This is a genomic window from Pontibacillus yanchengensis Y32 (genome assembly GCF_000770635.1).
Taxonomy (GTDB): Bacteria; Bacillota; Bacilli; order Bacillales; family BH030062; genus Pontibacillus; species Pontibacillus yanchengensis.
This window is the reverse complement of record NZ_AVBF01000077.1, coordinates 1-16,001: the sequence shown is the minus strand read 5'-3', so window position 1 is coordinate 16,001 and position 16,001 is coordinate 1. Positions and strand designations below refer to the sequence as shown.

Here is a 16,001-nt window from a genome sequence, read left to right as displayed (position 1 = left end):
CAAACGTAACGGGTCCAGCCTCACCAGTTATTCAACATTATGGTGCTAAGTATGGAGAAACATAAAACGATTTCATTATTATATCAATAACAAACTTTAACACAGCCAAATAATAAAAAAATACTTATGTATAACTGAAAAAGTGAAATTGCCATGTCTAGCTCCAGCGCCCAGCGACTAGCAAACTTCCTGCCCTTCCTTACGATAAGTCAACATCGAACGCTTGAGCTCTTCGCGTTTCCTTTCGGCCCACACGACGTGGGTTGGTTCGATGTTGCTGCGTGATGCAGCGGTCTTAATCGAACCTCCATCCCGCACAGAACTTCCGAATAATAAGGAGAGTTTGTACGTTGCTAAACGGGCGCTTCGAGCTTTTGTTCAATAAGTTTCTAAGGTGAAGAAGTTTTATTCATTGTTTCTTTTCTTGTATGCTATAACTAGAGTAGTGTTATGGTAAAAAGAGAACACTACATAAAACTACTAAGTCTACTTTCATTAGGAAACAGGAAGTTCATATAAATTACAACAGAAAAGGACGTGAAGATTCATGAATCAGACGGTTGGATTTATCGGTTGTGGGAAGATGGCACAGGCCATGATTGGAGGTATGATTCATTCGAAAATCGTCACACCAGATCAAATTATTGCCAGTGCGCAATCAGAGGGGACTTTAGAAGAGGTACGACGACAATTTGAGATACAAACGAATTTAGACAACCGAGTTGTTGCCGGACAGGCAGACTTGCTCTTTTTAGCTGTGAAGCCATATGATTACAAAGCAGTTATTCATGAGGTGCGTCAATCTGTTGCCGACGAAGCTATTATCATAACGATTGCTCCTGGCGTTTCATTTGAAGAAATGGAAAGTGCATTTGAGAGGGAAATGAAAGTCATACAAGCCATGCCAAATACACCATCTCTTGTAGAGGCAGGGATGTCCGCCCTATGCCCAAACAGTAAAATTGATGACAAGGATTTAGCGAAAGTTGTAACTCTATTTGAAAGCTTTGGTAAAGTAGAGGTTATTACGGAAAGTCAGATGAGTGCGATTCCATCTATAAGTGGTTCTTCACCAGCTTATGTCTACATGATGATTGAAGCCATGGCTGACGGGGGTGTAGCGCAGGGGCTTTCTCGTGATCAATCCTATCGACTTGCAGCCCAAGCAGTTCTTGGTGCAGCAAAAATGGTGCTAGATACTGGTAAGCATCCAGGAGAACTAAAGGACGAAGTGACATCTCCTGGTGGAGCGACCATTGCTGCTGTCACTAAACTAGAACAAGAGCGTTTCAGAGGGACGATTATGGCTGCGATGGAAAGTTGCTCCAATAAAGTGAAAGATATGGGCGAGGAGTAATACGTCATGCTAATATAATCAGGACCATTATCCCGCTAATTCACCGTAACGGTAAACGTTATAGAGTGATTTTTACATTTTCAAAAGAAACCATTGAGACAATACACCCAATTATTTACATTTGGCAAAATCAACATGGGTATATTGAGTTAAAAATTGGAAAAACGGTTTTCTTTGGAATTTTCTGTGGTATATTTATTCTGAATCTAATTCAGGAGGGATCCAAGAAAATGAAGAAAAACCTATTTTATGCATTGTTGTTGAGTATGGTTCTAGTGCTAGGTGCTTGTAATGGTGGTTCTGGTGAAGAGGAAGATTCTGATTCTAACATGGAAGAACAAGAAGATTCAGGTAACTCTGAAGGTGATTCCGAATCCGAAGACGGATCCGATTCTGAAGAAGACTCTGAAGAATAAATACATCTAGAATAATTTAAAATCAATAGGCCCCTTTAAGATGATGTGTACTCACCTAAGTACTGCTTCTTAAAGGGGTGTTTAATTTGGTTTTGGTGTCTCACTACCAAATGGCAGTTACACTAACTAACCATTGCTCAGCTTTAATTTTCTTAAGCAAATACTTTTATCTGTAATACAGCATGCTTACATTCTTTACTGTTTACTAGTGTGAATTTCTCTTCGAACGTCTTCAACATTCGTATTACTATATTTTTTTGTGTCACGTCCTCCGCTAGTTTCAGCCAAGTAACGTTTAACTTCATTGTACGTCATGGATGCATCTTCTCTTTTAGATTGACTGATATTCTTATTCATTACATATGTCACCCCTTACGTATAGCGTGTATCTATTCCATTTTCTTATCCAAGGAAAAGATTGAATGTGTTTTCTAAGCATATTTATGAGTCGTGAACGGGTATGAAGTAAAGAGGAGAAATGATACAAGGATGTGGTGTAGATGGAAGAAACAAAAGTAACCATAATCGGTGCAGGAATAGCGGGTATAATGGCTGCCAGGACGCTCCTTAATAATGGCATTAAGGATATAAAAATTGTCGATAAGAGCAAAAGCGTTGGTGGACGATTAGCCACTCGTCGATTGGAAGAAGGCATAGTGGATCACGGAGCCCAATTTTTTACTGTCCGCTCAGAGCAACTTGAAAAGGATGTGGAGGATTGGTTGCAACGTGGATGGATTACACATTGGTTTGGCGATCCCTATCCACGGTATACCAGTGTAAATGGAATGAATACGCTTATGAAGCAATTAGCAGAAGATTTACCAGTCTCGTTGTATGCAAAGGTGGAATCCATTGAAGAAACAACTGGTGGATTTCAACTAGAAACAGAAGACGGCCAATCCTGGAAAACAGGTGCAGTATTAGTAACAGCTCCCGTGCCACAAACGAGAAAGCTATTGTCCAGTAAGAATGTATCGTTGCAAGAAAAGGAAGTAAGCAAACTAGACAGTATTTCTTATAATGCAGCAATTGTAGGGCTCTACCAATTTAATACCCAAACCACTCTGCCATCAGAAGGCATAATGGATGAATCACTCCCTTTGCATGTAGAAAAAATTGTCGATCATCAGAAGAAGGGTGTATCCTCTAACCCAACAGTGAGTGTGTATATGGATGGAGAATGGAGCAATGATCATTTTTCCCATACAGACGAGCATGTGTTGAGCAGAATAGAACAGATTACAGAGCGTCACCTTCCTTGGAATAAGCTTGAGAGCTCGCAATTAAAACGTTGGCGGTATGCAGAGGCTGAAAATGTAGTATATGAACCTTACCTTAATGTTCACGAGGCATTGCCGCTTTATGTTGCCGGAGAAGCTTTTCTGGAGAAGAATGATAAATCAGGTCGAACACGGTTTGAAAGTGCGTACTTGTCTGGCATCGCAGCAGGGAATAAGATTGCATCCTTTTTTTAAAGTTATGGAATAGAGTTTTTCAATGATATAGATATAATATATGTACAGAAAATCCTGCCACAGAAAAAAAGGGCAGGATTTCTGTATATTGTCTCGGAACGTTATTTGTTGTCTTTGAAATCTGGAGTGAATTCTTCAGAAAACGCAACTTTTGCATCTGCCATCGTATAATCTGACACTTGATTTGAATCTTGATCTTCCTGGTTATTCATCATACCCTTCATACCTTGCAGCATACCTCGGTTGTCACGGGTCATTCCATAAATGAAACCACCTAGACCAAGAAGGGTAAGAAGAATCCCTCCGCCTCTTCTATTTCTACGTCCATTAAAAAATGCGAAACGGCTACGTCTTCCAAATAATGATGTTCTTCGTCCAAAGTTAAAAGCTGATGTTAACCATCGTAGGTTATTCAAAATGGTTTCCTCCCGAAATCGTGAGTTTGAAGATCATCATGGACCTCCTACATTAGTTTTTGTAAAAGAAGTCTGTTTATGATAGCAATGTTTGCTAAATGTCATTCCTCCAGATAGGCGAATCGCTCTAAAATCAATTGAAAGTAGTGGTTATGATTGATTTTTTGCGTAGAAATGGAATGAAAATCCAAAAATATACTAAAGGTTTTTTTATTTAGATGGAGATTGTATAATTTGCTTTTGAGTTTACAAAATTAAAAAGGAGGACATACAAATGGGCATGAATATTACTATTAGATTGTTATCATTTATATTTCTTTTAGTGCTGTTAGTTAGCTTATTTACTGAAGATCTCATTCCTACTTGGGCCATAATTTTCGCTTCTATTGGAGCCTTTTCATCATATTTTCTAATTAGAAGAAATGATAAAAAGAGAAGTGAAACCGGGTAAAATTAAATCATTAACTTCTATCCAAAACAAAAAAACAGGGTTCTTATTATTAGAACTGTGCGTATTCTTAAAATGAATTTTAATATTTCTACGCAACCAATGCGCGTCCTCCTTCCCAAGAGCGGGGTTTTCCGGGTCTCGCCACGTTTCACGACCACCTTCCGCGATGTTGGGGGGATATGGCTAGGTTAGAGTGGGACGTTCTCTGAATGTTGGTATTCATAAAGCGAGGGTGCTTTAGGATACAAAGTGACGCTATGCTAACGGACATATAATCTCTTATTGTTCGATTTGAAGGGTATTTTCCATTCGTAACGGACATACAGTTCGCTATTTAGCCAAAATCACCTTAATGAGCTGTGTTTTTTTGCAAATAAGGTATCATATGTCCGTAAACTCCTTCAAAAGCGCGTTTTTACAGTAAATAAGAGACTATATGTCCGTCAAAAAAGTTATCCTACGTATTGCCGATTCCGATAACAACACATCGTACGACTCCTTACCCAATAAATGTCTCGAACTCAATTATGCCTCTTATATTGATGAAAAAAAGAACCGCCAAGCTACTTGGCGGTTCAATTTAGGAGGAGAAAACCTATCGACACCTAGGTTTTCGTTGGGTGTACCTCTGTTCTTGTAAGAGGTTCACATATGGGAATGGGTGTCCCTTCTGATGTGGAAGGGACAAATGTTCAGGTTGCATTTATATCATCAAAGAGAAGAGAGGGAATGGTCTCTTCTCTTTGTTAGCAGTTCATTCTCTACACACTGTCGTTAGAAAGAAATCTTTTCTTTTAAGTCAGCGTTTTTAATATCAATCTTCGCTTCATTCATGATTTCTGTTAATTGATCTGGATTGGCTTTACGGGTTTCAAGCTCTCTCTGTAGCTGTTCTTTCATTTCATCAAAAGACCCAATAGATGAGGTGTCTTCTTTCTCGCGTTTATCGGTTACTTTAATGATGTGATAGCCATATTCGGATTCAACAGGTTTACTGACCTTGCCAACCTCTAAGTTATAAGCAGCTTCCTCGAAAGGTAGCACCATGTCTCCTGTAGAGAAGTAACCTAAGTCACCGCCATTTTCAGCGGAAGTGGTATCTGTAGAGTGTTCTTTAGCTAATTCTGCAAAATCTCCACCATCCTCAAGCTTTTGGATGACATCTTTGGCAGTTTTTTCGTCATCAACAAGAATGTGGCTTGCTTGTACTTCTTGTTTCATGTTGTCGTAATACGATTGCACTTCTTCTTCTGACACCTCTACACCGTCTGTAGCAGCTTTTTCTTTAAGCATAGAAGCGTGAATAACGTCTTTTAAATCATCTTCACTAGAAAAACCATTTTGTTGCAACACGGATTGAAACTGATCACCGTAGGATTCTTTCATTTTGTCAATCTCAGCTTGAACTTCTTTCTCACTAACAGAATAGTTCTCGGATAGAACTTTTTCATAAATCATTTCTTTTAGAACTGCGTCTCCATACTGGTCCACGAGTTTGTTGTAAAATTCCTCTTTGCTTACATCTCCGTTCTTAGTGGATGCTACTACTTCAGCATCTTCAGCGCTGCCGTTACTACATGCTGTTAGTGTGAAAGCTGCTACTACAGTCATTACGATAGGTGCTAATTTGTTCTTCATTCGATACTCTCCTTGTTATCTATATTATTTGGCTAAGGTTAACGTTGTTGATTGCTTTTCTCCATTACGATAGAAGGTAATGTCCATGCTGTCCCCGACGTTTTTTTCTTCATAAATAAACTTTCTTAAATCAACGAGGGAGGTAATATCTTGACCATCTGCTTGGACGATGACGTCATACTTTTGTAAGCCTGCTTCCTGAGCAGGGGAGCCGTTTTGGGTAGCTGCTACAATGACACCTTCTTGAACCTCTTGCGGAAGTTTCAATGTATTTTGTAACTGCTGTGTTGAGATGGTAGATAGGTCTCTTGTTTGTACTCCCATATAAGGTCGAGTTACCTCGCCATTTTCTTCAAGGTCTTTAATAATTGGTTTAGCGGTTGCTGTTGGAATGGCAAAACCTATTCCTTCTACTTCTTGTTTCGCGATTTTCATAGAGTTAATACCAATTACTTCACCTGACAGGTTTACGAGTGCACCACCACTGTTACCAGGGTTGATAGCTGCATCTGTTTGGAGTACTTCCGTTTCCCAATCAGATTGTCCGTCTTGATTTAAGTCAACAGGCATCGTACGTTCTAAGCCACTAATAATGCCTTTTGTAACAGAACCTGCGAATTCCATCCCAAGTGGATTGCCTATTGCAATTGCCGTTTCGCCAACTTTAAGTTCCTTCGACGATCCAAAGTCTGCGACCTCAGTTACACTCGATCCATCTATTTTTAGTACGGCCAGATCGGAAAGTTGATCGCTTCCCAGTATTTCGGCTTGTACTTTTTCGCCACCGCTTAAAATGACATCAATCGACTTTGCACCTTCAATGACATGATGGTTCGTCACCACATAAGCAGAACCGTCTTCTTTCTTGTAAATCACCCCAGAACCTGTGCCTGCTTGGTTACTGTCTTCTGAGAATAGTTGGGACTGTTGATAGTTAACCACACCAACTACTGCATCAGAGACTTGTTCAACGGCTTCCACAACCGAAGCATCTTCAGCTGAATTAGTCGTAGAGGTAGGAGTAAGGTTAAGATCCCTTTGTTCAACCGTATTCGTGTTTGATTGTGCCTGACTTGTTCCAAAAGGGAATACGTTTGCTTTAAATAGTCCGAATGCTCCTAATAACAGCATCACAGTCACGACTAAAACGCTTGTAGTAAATCGAAATAACCAATTAAAATAACTTCTATTTTCATTTGCGCGCTTTTCGTCATTTTTTACCATGTTGTTTTCATCCATTTGGTAAACTCCTTTCCACTTTATTGAGTTTTTTTATCGTCTACCAGGAAATTATAAAATTCAATGCTTGTTTATAACTGAAAAAGTGAAGTAGCCACGTCCAGCTCCAGCGCCCAGCGACTAGCAAACTTCCTGCCCCTCCTTACGATAAGTCAACATCGAATCGCTTCCGCTCTTCGTGTTTCCTTTATCTCCTAAGGTTCAGGGGAAGTTCGATTAAAACCGCTACATCACGTAGCAACATCGAACCAACCCACGTCGTGTGGGCCGCAGCATATACGTCGCTTAACGGGCGCCCTGAGCTTTTGTTCTCTGAAATGAGTTGTTCTCGATGTGCAATTCTTATTCTAGTGAAAAGGTTTGGCATTCGTTTGGCATAAATGTGTAAAAAATGTGGAATTGAATATGTAATATTTATAAGTAGTCGTTTAGTTATGGCACAATAGTAGAAAGGACTTCTGACGGAGGGGATGAACATGAAATCTACGATTGCAATTGTGGAAGATGATCCGCATATTCAAGAGATTGTGGAAGCATATTTACAAAAGGAAGGCTATCATACGAAGCTGCTCGAGACGGCTGAAGCAGCGTGGGACTTATGGCGAGAGACACCGCCTGATTTATGGGTTCTTGATATTATGCTACCTGGTATGAATGGATACGAGTTTTGCAGTCGAATAAGGCAGGAATCTGATATGCCTATTATTATTATTTCCGCGAAAGATGAGGAAGTAGATAAGGTAATGGGGCTTGAGCTTGGTAGTGATGACTATTTAACAAAGCCTTTCAGTCCGAGAGAATTAGTCGCTAGAGTCAATCGTGTATTGAAACGGTGGGAAAAGTTTCAAACCAGATCAGAAGAAGCGCAACCTCAACAGGAAGATGGACCTCTACATAATGGCGATTTAACGCTTTCTATAAAAGAACGTAGAGTGTTATGGAAAAATGAAGAGGTCGAGGTTACATCAAAAGAGTTTAATCTACTTGAAATATTGATTTCACAAGTCAATCGAGCTTTTTCTAGAGAAGAACTCCTTCAACGTGTATGGGGGGAAGACTATTTCGGAAGTGATCGGGCTGTCGATGACCTTGTAAAAAGACTACGAAAAAAATTACCGAATGTTCCGATTGAAACCGTGTGGGGATATGGGTATCGATTACGTGAGCGAGAGGAGGAAGCATGAAGCTACTCTATCAATTAAATGCAGCTTTCACCGCCCTTCTTGTCATCATTATGTCCGTGACGGCTTTTTTCATATATTCCTTATTGTTGGATATATTGATTCAAGATGAACAGAATCAGTTACAAGACAATGGCGAAATACTACTTAGCATATTATATGAACAAGAATATGGAGCAAGAGGCGATCTCTTGTTGAGTAATATCATGCGGAACAATGATTTTAAGGTTCTGTTTTTTGACCCTGATCGAAATCAAGTACTATACTCCTCCCTTCCAGATAGTATTACAGAAGCGTGGAGTTCACAGTTCGAACGGGAAGAGCAGCAAAAGGCTCTTTGGAAAAGTGATGGGGAGAATTATGTGATCTCCAAGCTAAGGTATAATTACCAAGGGAAGAGGTTTCTTCTAGTATTGGCTACACCATTGGAGGAATTGCAAAGTATTCAATCGGTGTTTGCTGCTAGGATGATTACCATCTTTATCATTGGTATTTTTATAGCTGTGTTGTTTAGTTATCTGTTAACAAAACGGTTGGTTACACCATTAAGTCAACTGAAACGAGAAGTGAAGAAAATTGAAAATCGTCAATTCGACTCTATCCAACCAATTGGAGCGAGTGGAGAAATTGGTGAAGTAGAACAAAGTGTAATAGAGATGGCTAATGAGCTGGATCGATATATCCATTCGCAAAAGCATTTCTTTCAAAACGCTTCTCATGAATTGAAAACACCATTGATGACCATTCAAGGTTATGCAGAGGGTGTGAAAGATGGCATTTTTGAAGGAGATGCAGCCGATCGGAGTCTAGATGTTATTGTGAAAGAAAGCGAGCGCTTAAAGAAAATCGTCAATGAAATCATTCTGTTAGCTAAACTAGATAGTGAAGAAGGAATCTACCATCCGCAGCACATATCCGTCTCAAGTGTACTAGATCAAACAAAAGAGAGAGTGTTGCCATTAGCTCAAGAAAAGGGAATCGCATTAGATATAGAATTAGAAGAAGACAAAACGTTATATATGGATGAAGAGAAAATGCTACAGGCGATGATCAATATAGTGAGTAATGGAATACGGCATGCTAAGGGAGAGGTAGTGCTCAAAGGCTTTACTCACGAGGGGGCCTACCATATCCAAATAAAAGATGACGGAAATGGAGTCCCAGAGGATCTTTTACCACAATTATTTCACCGCTTTGTGAAAGGGAAAGAAGGAGAAACTGGGTTAGGATTAGCCATTTCACGAGCTATCATTGAGAGAAGTGGTGGGAGCATTCAAGTTTTTAATGAAGAAAATAGTGGGGCTGTTTTTGAAATCAAGCTCTCTGAGGAAACCTAAAGCAAGTGAAAATGGCATGCTCTATAGTGGGGCATGCCAGCTTTATTTAGGGGAAGATAAGGTTATTTTTTTACGCATGATAAAAACGTACTATCAGCTACACAGTGACTGCCTTTTGTGCGTTTGCATAACGACTTCAGTTGCGTTGCATATTCACTAATTTGATCTGTAGATTCGAAATGAGCCTTTTGATTCGTTACAATTGCTATAGCAATAGATAATAAGGGCAGTTGCACGAGGGTGTTATTTCGGTCGTGCACATGTACAAATCCTCTATCCCAGTCTTCTACAGAATAAAAAGAGGGTACTTTTTGATCGAAAACCTGTATAATTTGTTCTGAAATGGGTTCGTATTCATGACTATAGATGACACCAATAAAATCATCTCCTCCAATATGTCCCAGAAAGCTATTAGAGGAATGGTTGCGGAATATTTCTTGAAGTAGCATGGAGGTTTCTCTTATGACGACATCCCCTTGTTTAAAGCCATAGGAATCGTTATAAGCCTTAAAATGATTCAAGTCTAAGTAGAAAATGCTATACGTAGGAGCATCTAACGCTTTAGTAAGATTTTCTTCTATAAGATTGTTTCCAGGTAATCCTGTTAATGGATTTGAATATCGGGCCATAAATGCTTGGATTTCAGCGAAGGTTTGTAACAAATCTTTAATACTCACAATACCGTAAAAGCGATCATCTTTTGTGATAATGACATAATCATATAAATGGTCTTGCTCTCGGTTCATAGCTAAAGAGCTAACGTCTGTAATAGAAGTAAAATAGTCAACAATTAATGGAGAAGCATCCATGATCAATTCAATGGAGCGGCCCATGAACAAGTCATATCCAAATTTCGCAGCAATTTTCTTATAAAATGCGCCTTTCATGACTAAACCATCTATATGCGCATTGTCACCAATGACTACACCTTCTAGGTTTTTGTCTTGTTCAAATATCTCATTAATGTGAGAACTGATGGTGTTACGATGCACAAACGGTACTGCTTCTGCTATTTCTCCGATATAGGTGAGCATGATAACATCCCTTCAATGAGTAGGACTATTGATTCATATCATAATTATCCCATAAAACCCCCTATAAAATTAAGTGGGATTTAGCTAAAAATAGTTAAGATTATGTAAATTTTCACAATGATACAATGGAATTAGAAATACAGTAACGACATCAAATGACAATAAAAGGAGCTAGTAAAATGGCGGGACAAAATAGAAATGAGATTTCCCCTGGTCAGGAAGTGGATATCGTATTGAAACAAGATCAGCGGAGCGGGAAGACTACTCGTGGTACAGTGAAGGATATATTAACGAAGTCACCTAATCATCCACATGGAATTAAAGTACGTTTACAGGATGGTCAAGTCGGGCGTGTAAAGCAAATCATTAACGAATAAGGGTCGTAGATAAAGGAAGGATGAATTATGAGTATTTTATCAGTAGAGAATTTATACAAGACATATGGAGAGAAAGATCTTTTTAATCATATCTCCTTTTCTATAGGGGAGCGAGAGCGGATTGGTTTGATAGGGGTGAACGGAACCGGAAAATCAACACTATTAAAAGTTCTAGCAGGGATCGACTCTCCAGAAGAAGGTCATTTAAGTCACGCTAATCAGTTTCATATCGAATACCTTGCTCAAGAGCCTTCCTTGGACCATTCCCTTACTGTTCTTCAGCAAATATATTATGGCGACTCGCAAATCATGAGAACGATGAGAAGCTATGAGCAAGCGCTGCGTGAATTAGAAAGAGCTCCAGAAGACTCCAAACAACAAGAAAAATTATTCAAAGCTCAACAAAAGATGGACGAATATGATGCATGGGAAGCAAATACTGTTGCGAAAACAGTGTTAACAAAGCTTGGGATTTCAGATTTTGAGAAGCCTGTTAGTGAGCTTTCAGGTGGTCAGAAAAAACGTGTGGCTATTGCGAAGGCGTTAATACAACCTGCTGACTTGCTTATTTTGGACGAGCCTACAAACCATCTGGATAATGAAACGATTGAGTGGCTGGAATCGTTCCTTGCTCAGTACCAAGGTTCTTTAATTGTTGTTACCCACGATCGTTACTTCTTGAATCGTGTAACGAATCGAATCTATGAACTTGATAAAGGCCGATTGTTTATTTATGACGGAAACTATGAAACCTTTTTAGAAAAGAAAGCGGAACGTGAAGAACAAGAACAACAATATGAGCAGAAGCGACAAAACATCCTAAGACGAGAGCTTGCCTGGTTAAAGAGAGGACCAAAAGCGCGAGGTACTAAGCAAAAGGCGAGAAAAGATCGTGCGGAAGAACTCATGAATGAAAAATCTCATGCTCCAGATGATCAAGTCAATATTTCTGTAGGTTCGAAGCGATTAGGAAATGATGTGTTAGAGCTTGAATCGATTACGAAATCATTTGAGGGGGTACCGGTCATTGAAGATTTCTCCTATCTCGTTGTACCTGGTGAACGTCTTGGCATTATTGGACCAAATGGAAGTGGAAAAACGACGTTATTGAACATTATGGCTGGAAGAATGGAAGCGGACCATGGAACTGTAGAACAGGGCCAGACCGTTAAAATCGGTTACTATACGCAGGATCACCAAGAAATGGACGAGACGTTGCGTGTAGTGGAATATATTAAGGAAGAAGCCGAAGTAGTGTACACCGCCAAAGGGGATGAGGTTACAGCAGAGCAAATGCTCGAGCGGTTTATGTTCCCTCGTTATATGCAATGGAACTACATTTCAAGACTTTCTGGTGGAGAACGCCGACGCCTCTATCTGCTTCGAGTGCTAATGCAGGAACCGAATGTTCTCTTCTTAGACGAGCCTACGAATGATTTAGACACCCAAACGTTAACCGTTCTAGAGGAGTATCTTGAACACTTTCCGGGAGTGGTCGTAACCGTTTCTCACGACCGCTATTTCTTGGACCGGGTAGTGGACCACTTAGTAGCCTTTGAAGGTAACGGAAAAACACGCCGCTTTCAAGGAAATTATACAGAATACCTTGAGTTGAAAAAGCAAGAAGAAGGAGAAGCCTTAGCTGCCCAAAGGGAGAAAGCAAAGGAAGAGAAAAAAGAGTCTCCAAAGCATAAACAAAAGCGTAAAAAGTTATCCTATCATGAGCAACAGGAATGGAATACGATTGAAGATCGCATTGAAGAGCTTGAGCTACGCTATGAAGAAGTCCAAAATGAAATCACAGAAACAGGCAGTGATGCAGTAAAAGCTCAAGAACTACTTGAAGAGCAACAAGAAATTGAATCGAAACTAGAAGAGCTCATGCAACGATGGGAGGAGCTATCCTCTATTGTTGAAGGGGAATGAGTTGAATAAAGTATTAGGTAGAGCATGGAAGCAATCCAATTATATTGGATTGCTTCTTTTTTGGTGAACAGTCTTTAATATAAGAGGCATAATCTTGAAGACTTGGATTCGAGATAAATTAGTAATCGTAAAATAAGTGGAATGTTTCCGTTGCTTTAGATGGAAAAAAGGTGGCCGTGGAACAACTCGCGTCCTGCCGGCGAGCTGGCAAGCCTCCTCGAGCCCAAAAGCAGGGCTCTCCGGGGTCTCGCCTACCTCTTTCTCCGGCGGGAGTCTCCTTGTTCCACGGCCACCTTTGCTGTTATTTGGATGAACGTAAACATGGCCAGTCTAGAGTGGGGATGGTAATATGGCCTATATTCTTAATGAGAGTAAAGGCCATTCGTAACCGCCATGAGTTCGCTATTTGATATCTCCATTTGAAGATGAACTGCTTATAGCCGTAGGTCCGATCGCAACATATTGGCAGGGTTGGGTGGGAAACGACGAGACTCCCGCGGGAGAAAGAGGTAGGCAAGATCCCCTGAGGGTGATTTCCCCGAAGGTAGCTTGCCAGCTCGCCCGCAGGACGCGAGTTGTTTCCCACCCAACCCTAATGATTTTAAAGTATCGGACCTATCCCAATATATCTCGACTCCAAGTCTTCAATATAATGGGGCTAACATGAAAAGAGGTAGATTATTGTCCTGAATTTTATTTAACCACCTCATCCATGTCTTACTTTCTTCCTCAAATCATATACATGTAAAGTGTGGACAAAAAGGAGGGGAGAGCAGTGAAGAAGTATGAGGAGAGTGCCCTTTTTGAACATAAGTTTTGGTTGCAAGTTTTAGGGGATCACGCTAGGTTTATTAGGGATGCTTTATACCCTTCTGAAACGAATGATATTCAACAAGCAAAAGACTATGTGATGCTGTTTGATTCCTATTTAGATAAAGTCAGGGACAACAATATGGGGGATATCCAAGCGTTTACGAACGAAGTGGGGGAACATGTTCGAACGTTTCGTCGGTTTAAGCTTTCATTATTGGAGCGTAATCTGCAGGGAGAAGTAGGAGTTCATTTATCCCCAACTTTTTTCAATCATATGGTTAATGAATTAGAGGAATATTTGTTAGTGATTGCTTATCTTGGTAAAGGCGAAGTGCCTCCTATTTTTCATGAACTCCACCATCATATGCTTTGGTTGTTGGATGCTAGTGGCCATGCTGGAGCGATTCACGATCAGTTAGATGGTGTGGAAAAACGATTGAGAAACAAAAGTGAAGAATTTACTAAGCACTTTAGTCAGTTTTATATAAAAGCAGTTGAATTAACGGGGTATTTACGGACAAATTTAGACAATTTCCCTGCACTAAACAAATTTAACGACGATGTGGAAGTCGAAATGTATTTATTTAAAACCTTTCTTAATGAGTTAGAGGAACTGGAACTATCAGAATCCTTGTTAGGAACCTTTTCTGGTCTGATGGCAGATCATATGGTGCGGGAAGAGTGCTATTACTTATATAAGCTTGCGGAGTCCACTACGGGAGAATTTCCATCGTGTGATCCTACAAAACCTAGAACAGAAGACCCTTATTAAGCAACCAGTATTGGTTGCTTTTATAATGAGCAAAGAAAAAATCTGTTCTGGTACTTACGTGTTTAGTTAAATACCATATATTACAAGTCCTCTCTTTGTATGTAATGCCCCCTTTTTATCACAAATTAGATTGTAGGCATTTTTACAAATTCGGAGGAATGATTATGAAAGAGAAAAAGTGGGACTTATTTGCGTTAGCTTCTATTCCTCTATTAATGACGCTTGGGAATTCGATGTTAATCCCTGTTCTGCCGATCATGGAAAAGGAAATTGGAATCACCTCATTTCAATCTAGTTTGATTATTACGATATACTCCGTAATTGCCATTCCTCTTATACCAATATCGGGATATTTATCGGATAAGTGGGGGCGTAAAAAAGTAATCATCCCTTGCCTTATTATTGTGGGAATAGGCGGTGCGCTAGCTGCTTTTGCTGCTTGGAAGATAGAAAATCCACTAATGCTCATCCTCATTGGGAGGTTTATTCAAGGTGTAGGGGCATCCGGCGCGTTCCCTGTTGTGATTCCAACAGTTGGAGATATGTTCAAAGATGAAGAGGAGGTAAGCAAAGGATTAGGAATAATTGAAACAGCGAATACGTTTGGGAAGGTACTTAGTCCGATAATTGGTGCTTTGTTAGCTGTTATTCTCTGGTTTATTCCTTTTGTGGCTATTCCTGTGCTAGCTCTTATTGCCATTTTATTAGTTATGGTGTTAGTGAAAGTCCCTAAAGAGGGGCAACAAGAAGAAACACACACATTCAAGGAATTCTTACATCTTATAAAAGATCTTTTCAAAAAGAATAGTCACTGGCTGTCCGCTATTTTCATCTCTGGTGGTATTTTCATGTTTGTGTTGTTTGGATTCTTGTTTCATTTTTCAAATTTATTGGAGGATGAGTTCAAGAAATTTGGATATGTAAAAGGACTATTATTAGCTGTGCCGTTACTGTTCCTATGTGCTTCTTCCTATATTGCTGGTAGTAAAGTGGGACAAAATAAGCAAACCATGAAAAAGCTTATCCTTATTGGACACGTAGTAGCTGCTATTGCCCTTGTTTTTGTGCAGGGGGAGATGCTTTTGCGATATTTATTATTATTATCTATTGCTGGTACAGGCATTGGGGTAGCATTGCCTTGCTTGGACGCTTATATAACGGAAGGGACTCCTAAAGAAGAGAGAGGAACGATTACAGCATTATATAGCAGCATGCGATTTGTTGGGGTTGCAGCAGGGCCGCCAGTGATTGCTGTTATGATGAAGAGTACCCCAACATGGATCTATTACTTATTTGCGATTCTCTGTTTGATTAGTTTCTTTATTAGTTGGTGGGCGATTAAGCCTGACGAGCAAGAGGCATAAGGGATGAATAATCGTTGCTAAAGGCTAGCTAAAAGGGTATGAGTTGCATCTATTCCTTCTTAAATAAAGGCTCTGTTAAAGTTTGGTGTTAATTCTGGAATCAACTAATCTAAATAGTTTTATTCCAGATAAGAAGCATAATCTGGAAGACTTGAAATCGAGATAATTATTGGGTTAAGGGGGAGGGTCCGATACTTAATGA

The 16,001-nt window shown here is 39.8% G+C and carries 14 protein-coding genes; 9 read left to right on the top strand and 5 right to left on the bottom strand.

The window, feature by feature from the left end; genetic code table 11:
• Window positions 1-547 precede the first annotated feature (547 nt).
• A complete protein-coding gene (proC, locus tag N782_RS18150) occupies window positions 548-1,357 on the top strand; it encodes a pyrroline-5-carboxylate reductase (RefSeq protein WP_036823597.1) in 810 nt (269 codons plus the stop codon).
• Between the two features lie 230 nt (window positions 1,358-1,587).
• A complete protein-coding gene (locus N782_RS18145) occupies window positions 1,588-1,773 on the top strand; it encodes a hypothetical protein (protein WP_036823594.1) in 186 nt (61 codons plus the stop codon).
• Between the two features lie 195 nt (window positions 1,774-1,968).
• On the opposite strand, the gene N782_RS21855 is transcribed toward N782_RS18145, so the two are convergent.
• On the bottom strand, window positions 1,969-2,130 hold the full coding sequence (locus N782_RS21855; RefSeq protein ID WP_202595708.1) for a hypothetical protein: 162 nt from the start codon (window positions 2,128-2,130) through the stop codon (window positions 1,969-1,971).
• A gap of 143 nt (window positions 2,131-2,273) precedes the next feature.
• On the opposite strand from N782_RS21855, the gene N782_RS18140 reads away from it, so the two are divergent.
• Window positions 2,274-3,251 carry an NAD(P)/FAD-dependent oxidoreductase gene (locus N782_RS18140; RefSeq protein ID WP_036823591.1) on the top strand — a complete coding sequence of 326 codons (978 nt, stop codon included), beginning with the start codon at window positions 2,274-2,276 and terminating at the stop codon, window positions 3,249-3,251.
• A gap of 101 nt (window positions 3,252-3,352) precedes the next feature.
• Here the strand turns inward: N782_RS18140 and N782_RS18135 are convergent, their stop codons facing one another.
• The 3 genes from N782_RS18135 to N782_RS18125 all read right to left on the bottom strand — a co-directional run bounded on the left by N782_RS18135 (window position 3,353) and on the right by N782_RS18125 (window position 6,995).
• Window positions 3,353-3,667 carry a hypothetical protein gene (locus tag N782_RS18135; protein ID WP_036823588.1) on the bottom strand — a complete coding sequence of 105 codons (315 nt, stop codon included), beginning with the start codon at window positions 3,665-3,667 and terminating at the stop codon, window positions 3,353-3,355.
• A gap of 1,225 nt (window positions 3,668-4,892) precedes the next feature.
• Entirely contained in the window at window positions 4,893-5,756 is an 864-nt protein-coding gene (locus N782_RS18130) for a peptidylprolyl isomerase (RefSeq protein WP_036823586.1), read from the bottom strand.
• 24 nt (window positions 5,757-5,780) lie between these two features.
• A complete protein-coding gene (locus N782_RS18125; RefSeq protein ID WP_052111421.1) occupies window positions 5,781-6,995 on the bottom strand; it encodes a S1C family serine protease in 1,215 nt (404 codons plus the stop codon).
• Window positions 6,996-7,471: 476 nt separating this feature from the next.
• Here N782_RS18125 and N782_RS18120 point away from each other — a divergent pair, with 476 nt between their 5' ends.
• Together N782_RS18120 and N782_RS18115 are read left to right on the top strand one after the other, a co-directional pair.
• Entirely contained in the window at window positions 7,472-8,179 is a 708-nt protein-coding gene (locus N782_RS18120; RefSeq protein WP_036823582.1) for a response regulator transcription factor, read from the top strand.
• Entirely contained in the window at window positions 8,176-9,513 is a 1,338-nt protein-coding gene (locus N782_RS18115) for a sensor histidine kinase (RefSeq protein WP_036823580.1), read from the top strand. Before N782_RS18120 ends, N782_RS18115 begins: the two co-directional genes overlap by 4 nt.
• A gap of 62 nt (window positions 9,514-9,575) precedes the next feature.
• Here N782_RS18115 and N782_RS18110 read toward each other — a convergent pair whose 3' ends face one another.
• On the bottom strand, window positions 9,576-10,547 hold the full coding sequence (locus N782_RS18110) for a GGDEF domain-containing protein (protein WP_036823577.1): 972 nt from the start codon (window positions 10,545-10,547) through the stop codon (window positions 9,576-9,578).
• A gap of 179 nt (window positions 10,548-10,726) precedes the next feature.
• Here N782_RS18110 and N782_RS18105 point away from each other — a divergent pair, with 179 nt between their 5' ends.
• From N782_RS18105 to N782_RS18085, 4 genes are all read left to right on the top strand, one after another.
• The gene (locus N782_RS18105) at window positions 10,727-10,924 is read left to right on the top strand and encodes a YwbE family protein (protein ID WP_036823574.1); all 198 of its coding nucleotides are present in this window, start codon (window positions 10,727-10,729) and stop codon (window positions 10,922-10,924) included.
• A 27-nt stretch (window positions 10,925-10,951) separates the two neighbouring features.
• Window positions 10,952-12,850, top strand: coding sequence for an ABC-F family ATP-binding cassette domain-containing protein (locus N782_RS18100; RefSeq protein WP_036823571.1), 1,899 nt, complete (start codon window positions 10,952-10,954; stop codon window positions 12,848-12,850).
• Window positions 12,851-13,625: 775 nt separating this feature from the next.
• A complete protein-coding gene (locus N782_RS18090; protein ID WP_036823565.1) occupies window positions 13,626-14,435 on the top strand; it encodes a DUF2935 domain-containing protein in 810 nt (269 codons plus the stop codon).
• 164 nt (window positions 14,436-14,599) lie between these two features.
• Window positions 14,600-15,799, top strand: coding sequence for an MFS transporter (locus N782_RS18085; RefSeq protein WP_036823562.1), 1,200 nt, complete (start codon window positions 14,600-14,602; stop codon window positions 15,797-15,799).
• Window positions 15,800-16,001 lie beyond the last annotated feature (202 nt).

Coding starts and splice junctions, on each gene's coding strand:
- proC (WP_036823597.1), top strand. CDS start 548: ATGAATCAGACGGTTGGATTTATCGGTTGTGGGAAGATGGCACAGGCC.
- N782_RS18145 (WP_036823594.1), top strand. CDS start 1,588: ATGAAGAAAAACCTATTTTATGCATTGTTGTTGAGTATGGTTCTAGTG.
- N782_RS21855 (WP_202595708.1), bottom strand. CDS start 2,130: ATGAATAAGAATATCAGTCAATCTAAAAGAGAAGATGCATCCATGACG.
- N782_RS18140 (WP_036823591.1), top strand. CDS start 2,274: ATGGAAGAAACAAAAGTAACCATAATCGGTGCAGGAATAGCGGGTATA.
- N782_RS18130 (WP_036823586.1), bottom strand. CDS start 5,756: ATGAAGAACAAATTAGCACCTATCGTAATGACTGTAGTAGCAGCTTTC.
- N782_RS18125 (WP_052111421.1), bottom strand. CDS start 6,995: ATGGATGAAAACAACATGGTAAAAAATGACGAAAAGCGCGCAAATGAA.
- N782_RS18120 (WP_036823582.1), top strand. CDS start 7,472: ATGAAATCTACGATTGCAATTGTGGAAGATGATCCGCATATTCAAGAG.
- N782_RS18115 (WP_036823580.1), top strand. CDS start 8,176: ATGAAGCTACTCTATCAATTAAATGCAGCTTTCACCGCCCTTCTTGTC.
- N782_RS18110 (WP_036823577.1), bottom strand. CDS start 10,547: ATGCTCACCTATATCGGAGAAATAGCAGAAGCAGTACCGTTTGTGCAT.
- N782_RS18105 (WP_036823574.1), top strand. CDS start 10,727: ATGGCGGGACAAAATAGAAATGAGATTTCCCCTGGTCAGGAAGTGGAT.
- N782_RS18100 (WP_036823571.1), top strand. CDS start 10,952: ATGAGTATTTTATCAGTAGAGAATTTATACAAGACATATGGAGAGAAA.
- N782_RS18085 (WP_036823562.1), top strand. CDS start 14,600: ATGAAAGAGAAAAAGTGGGACTTATTTGCGTTAGCTTCTATTCCTCTA.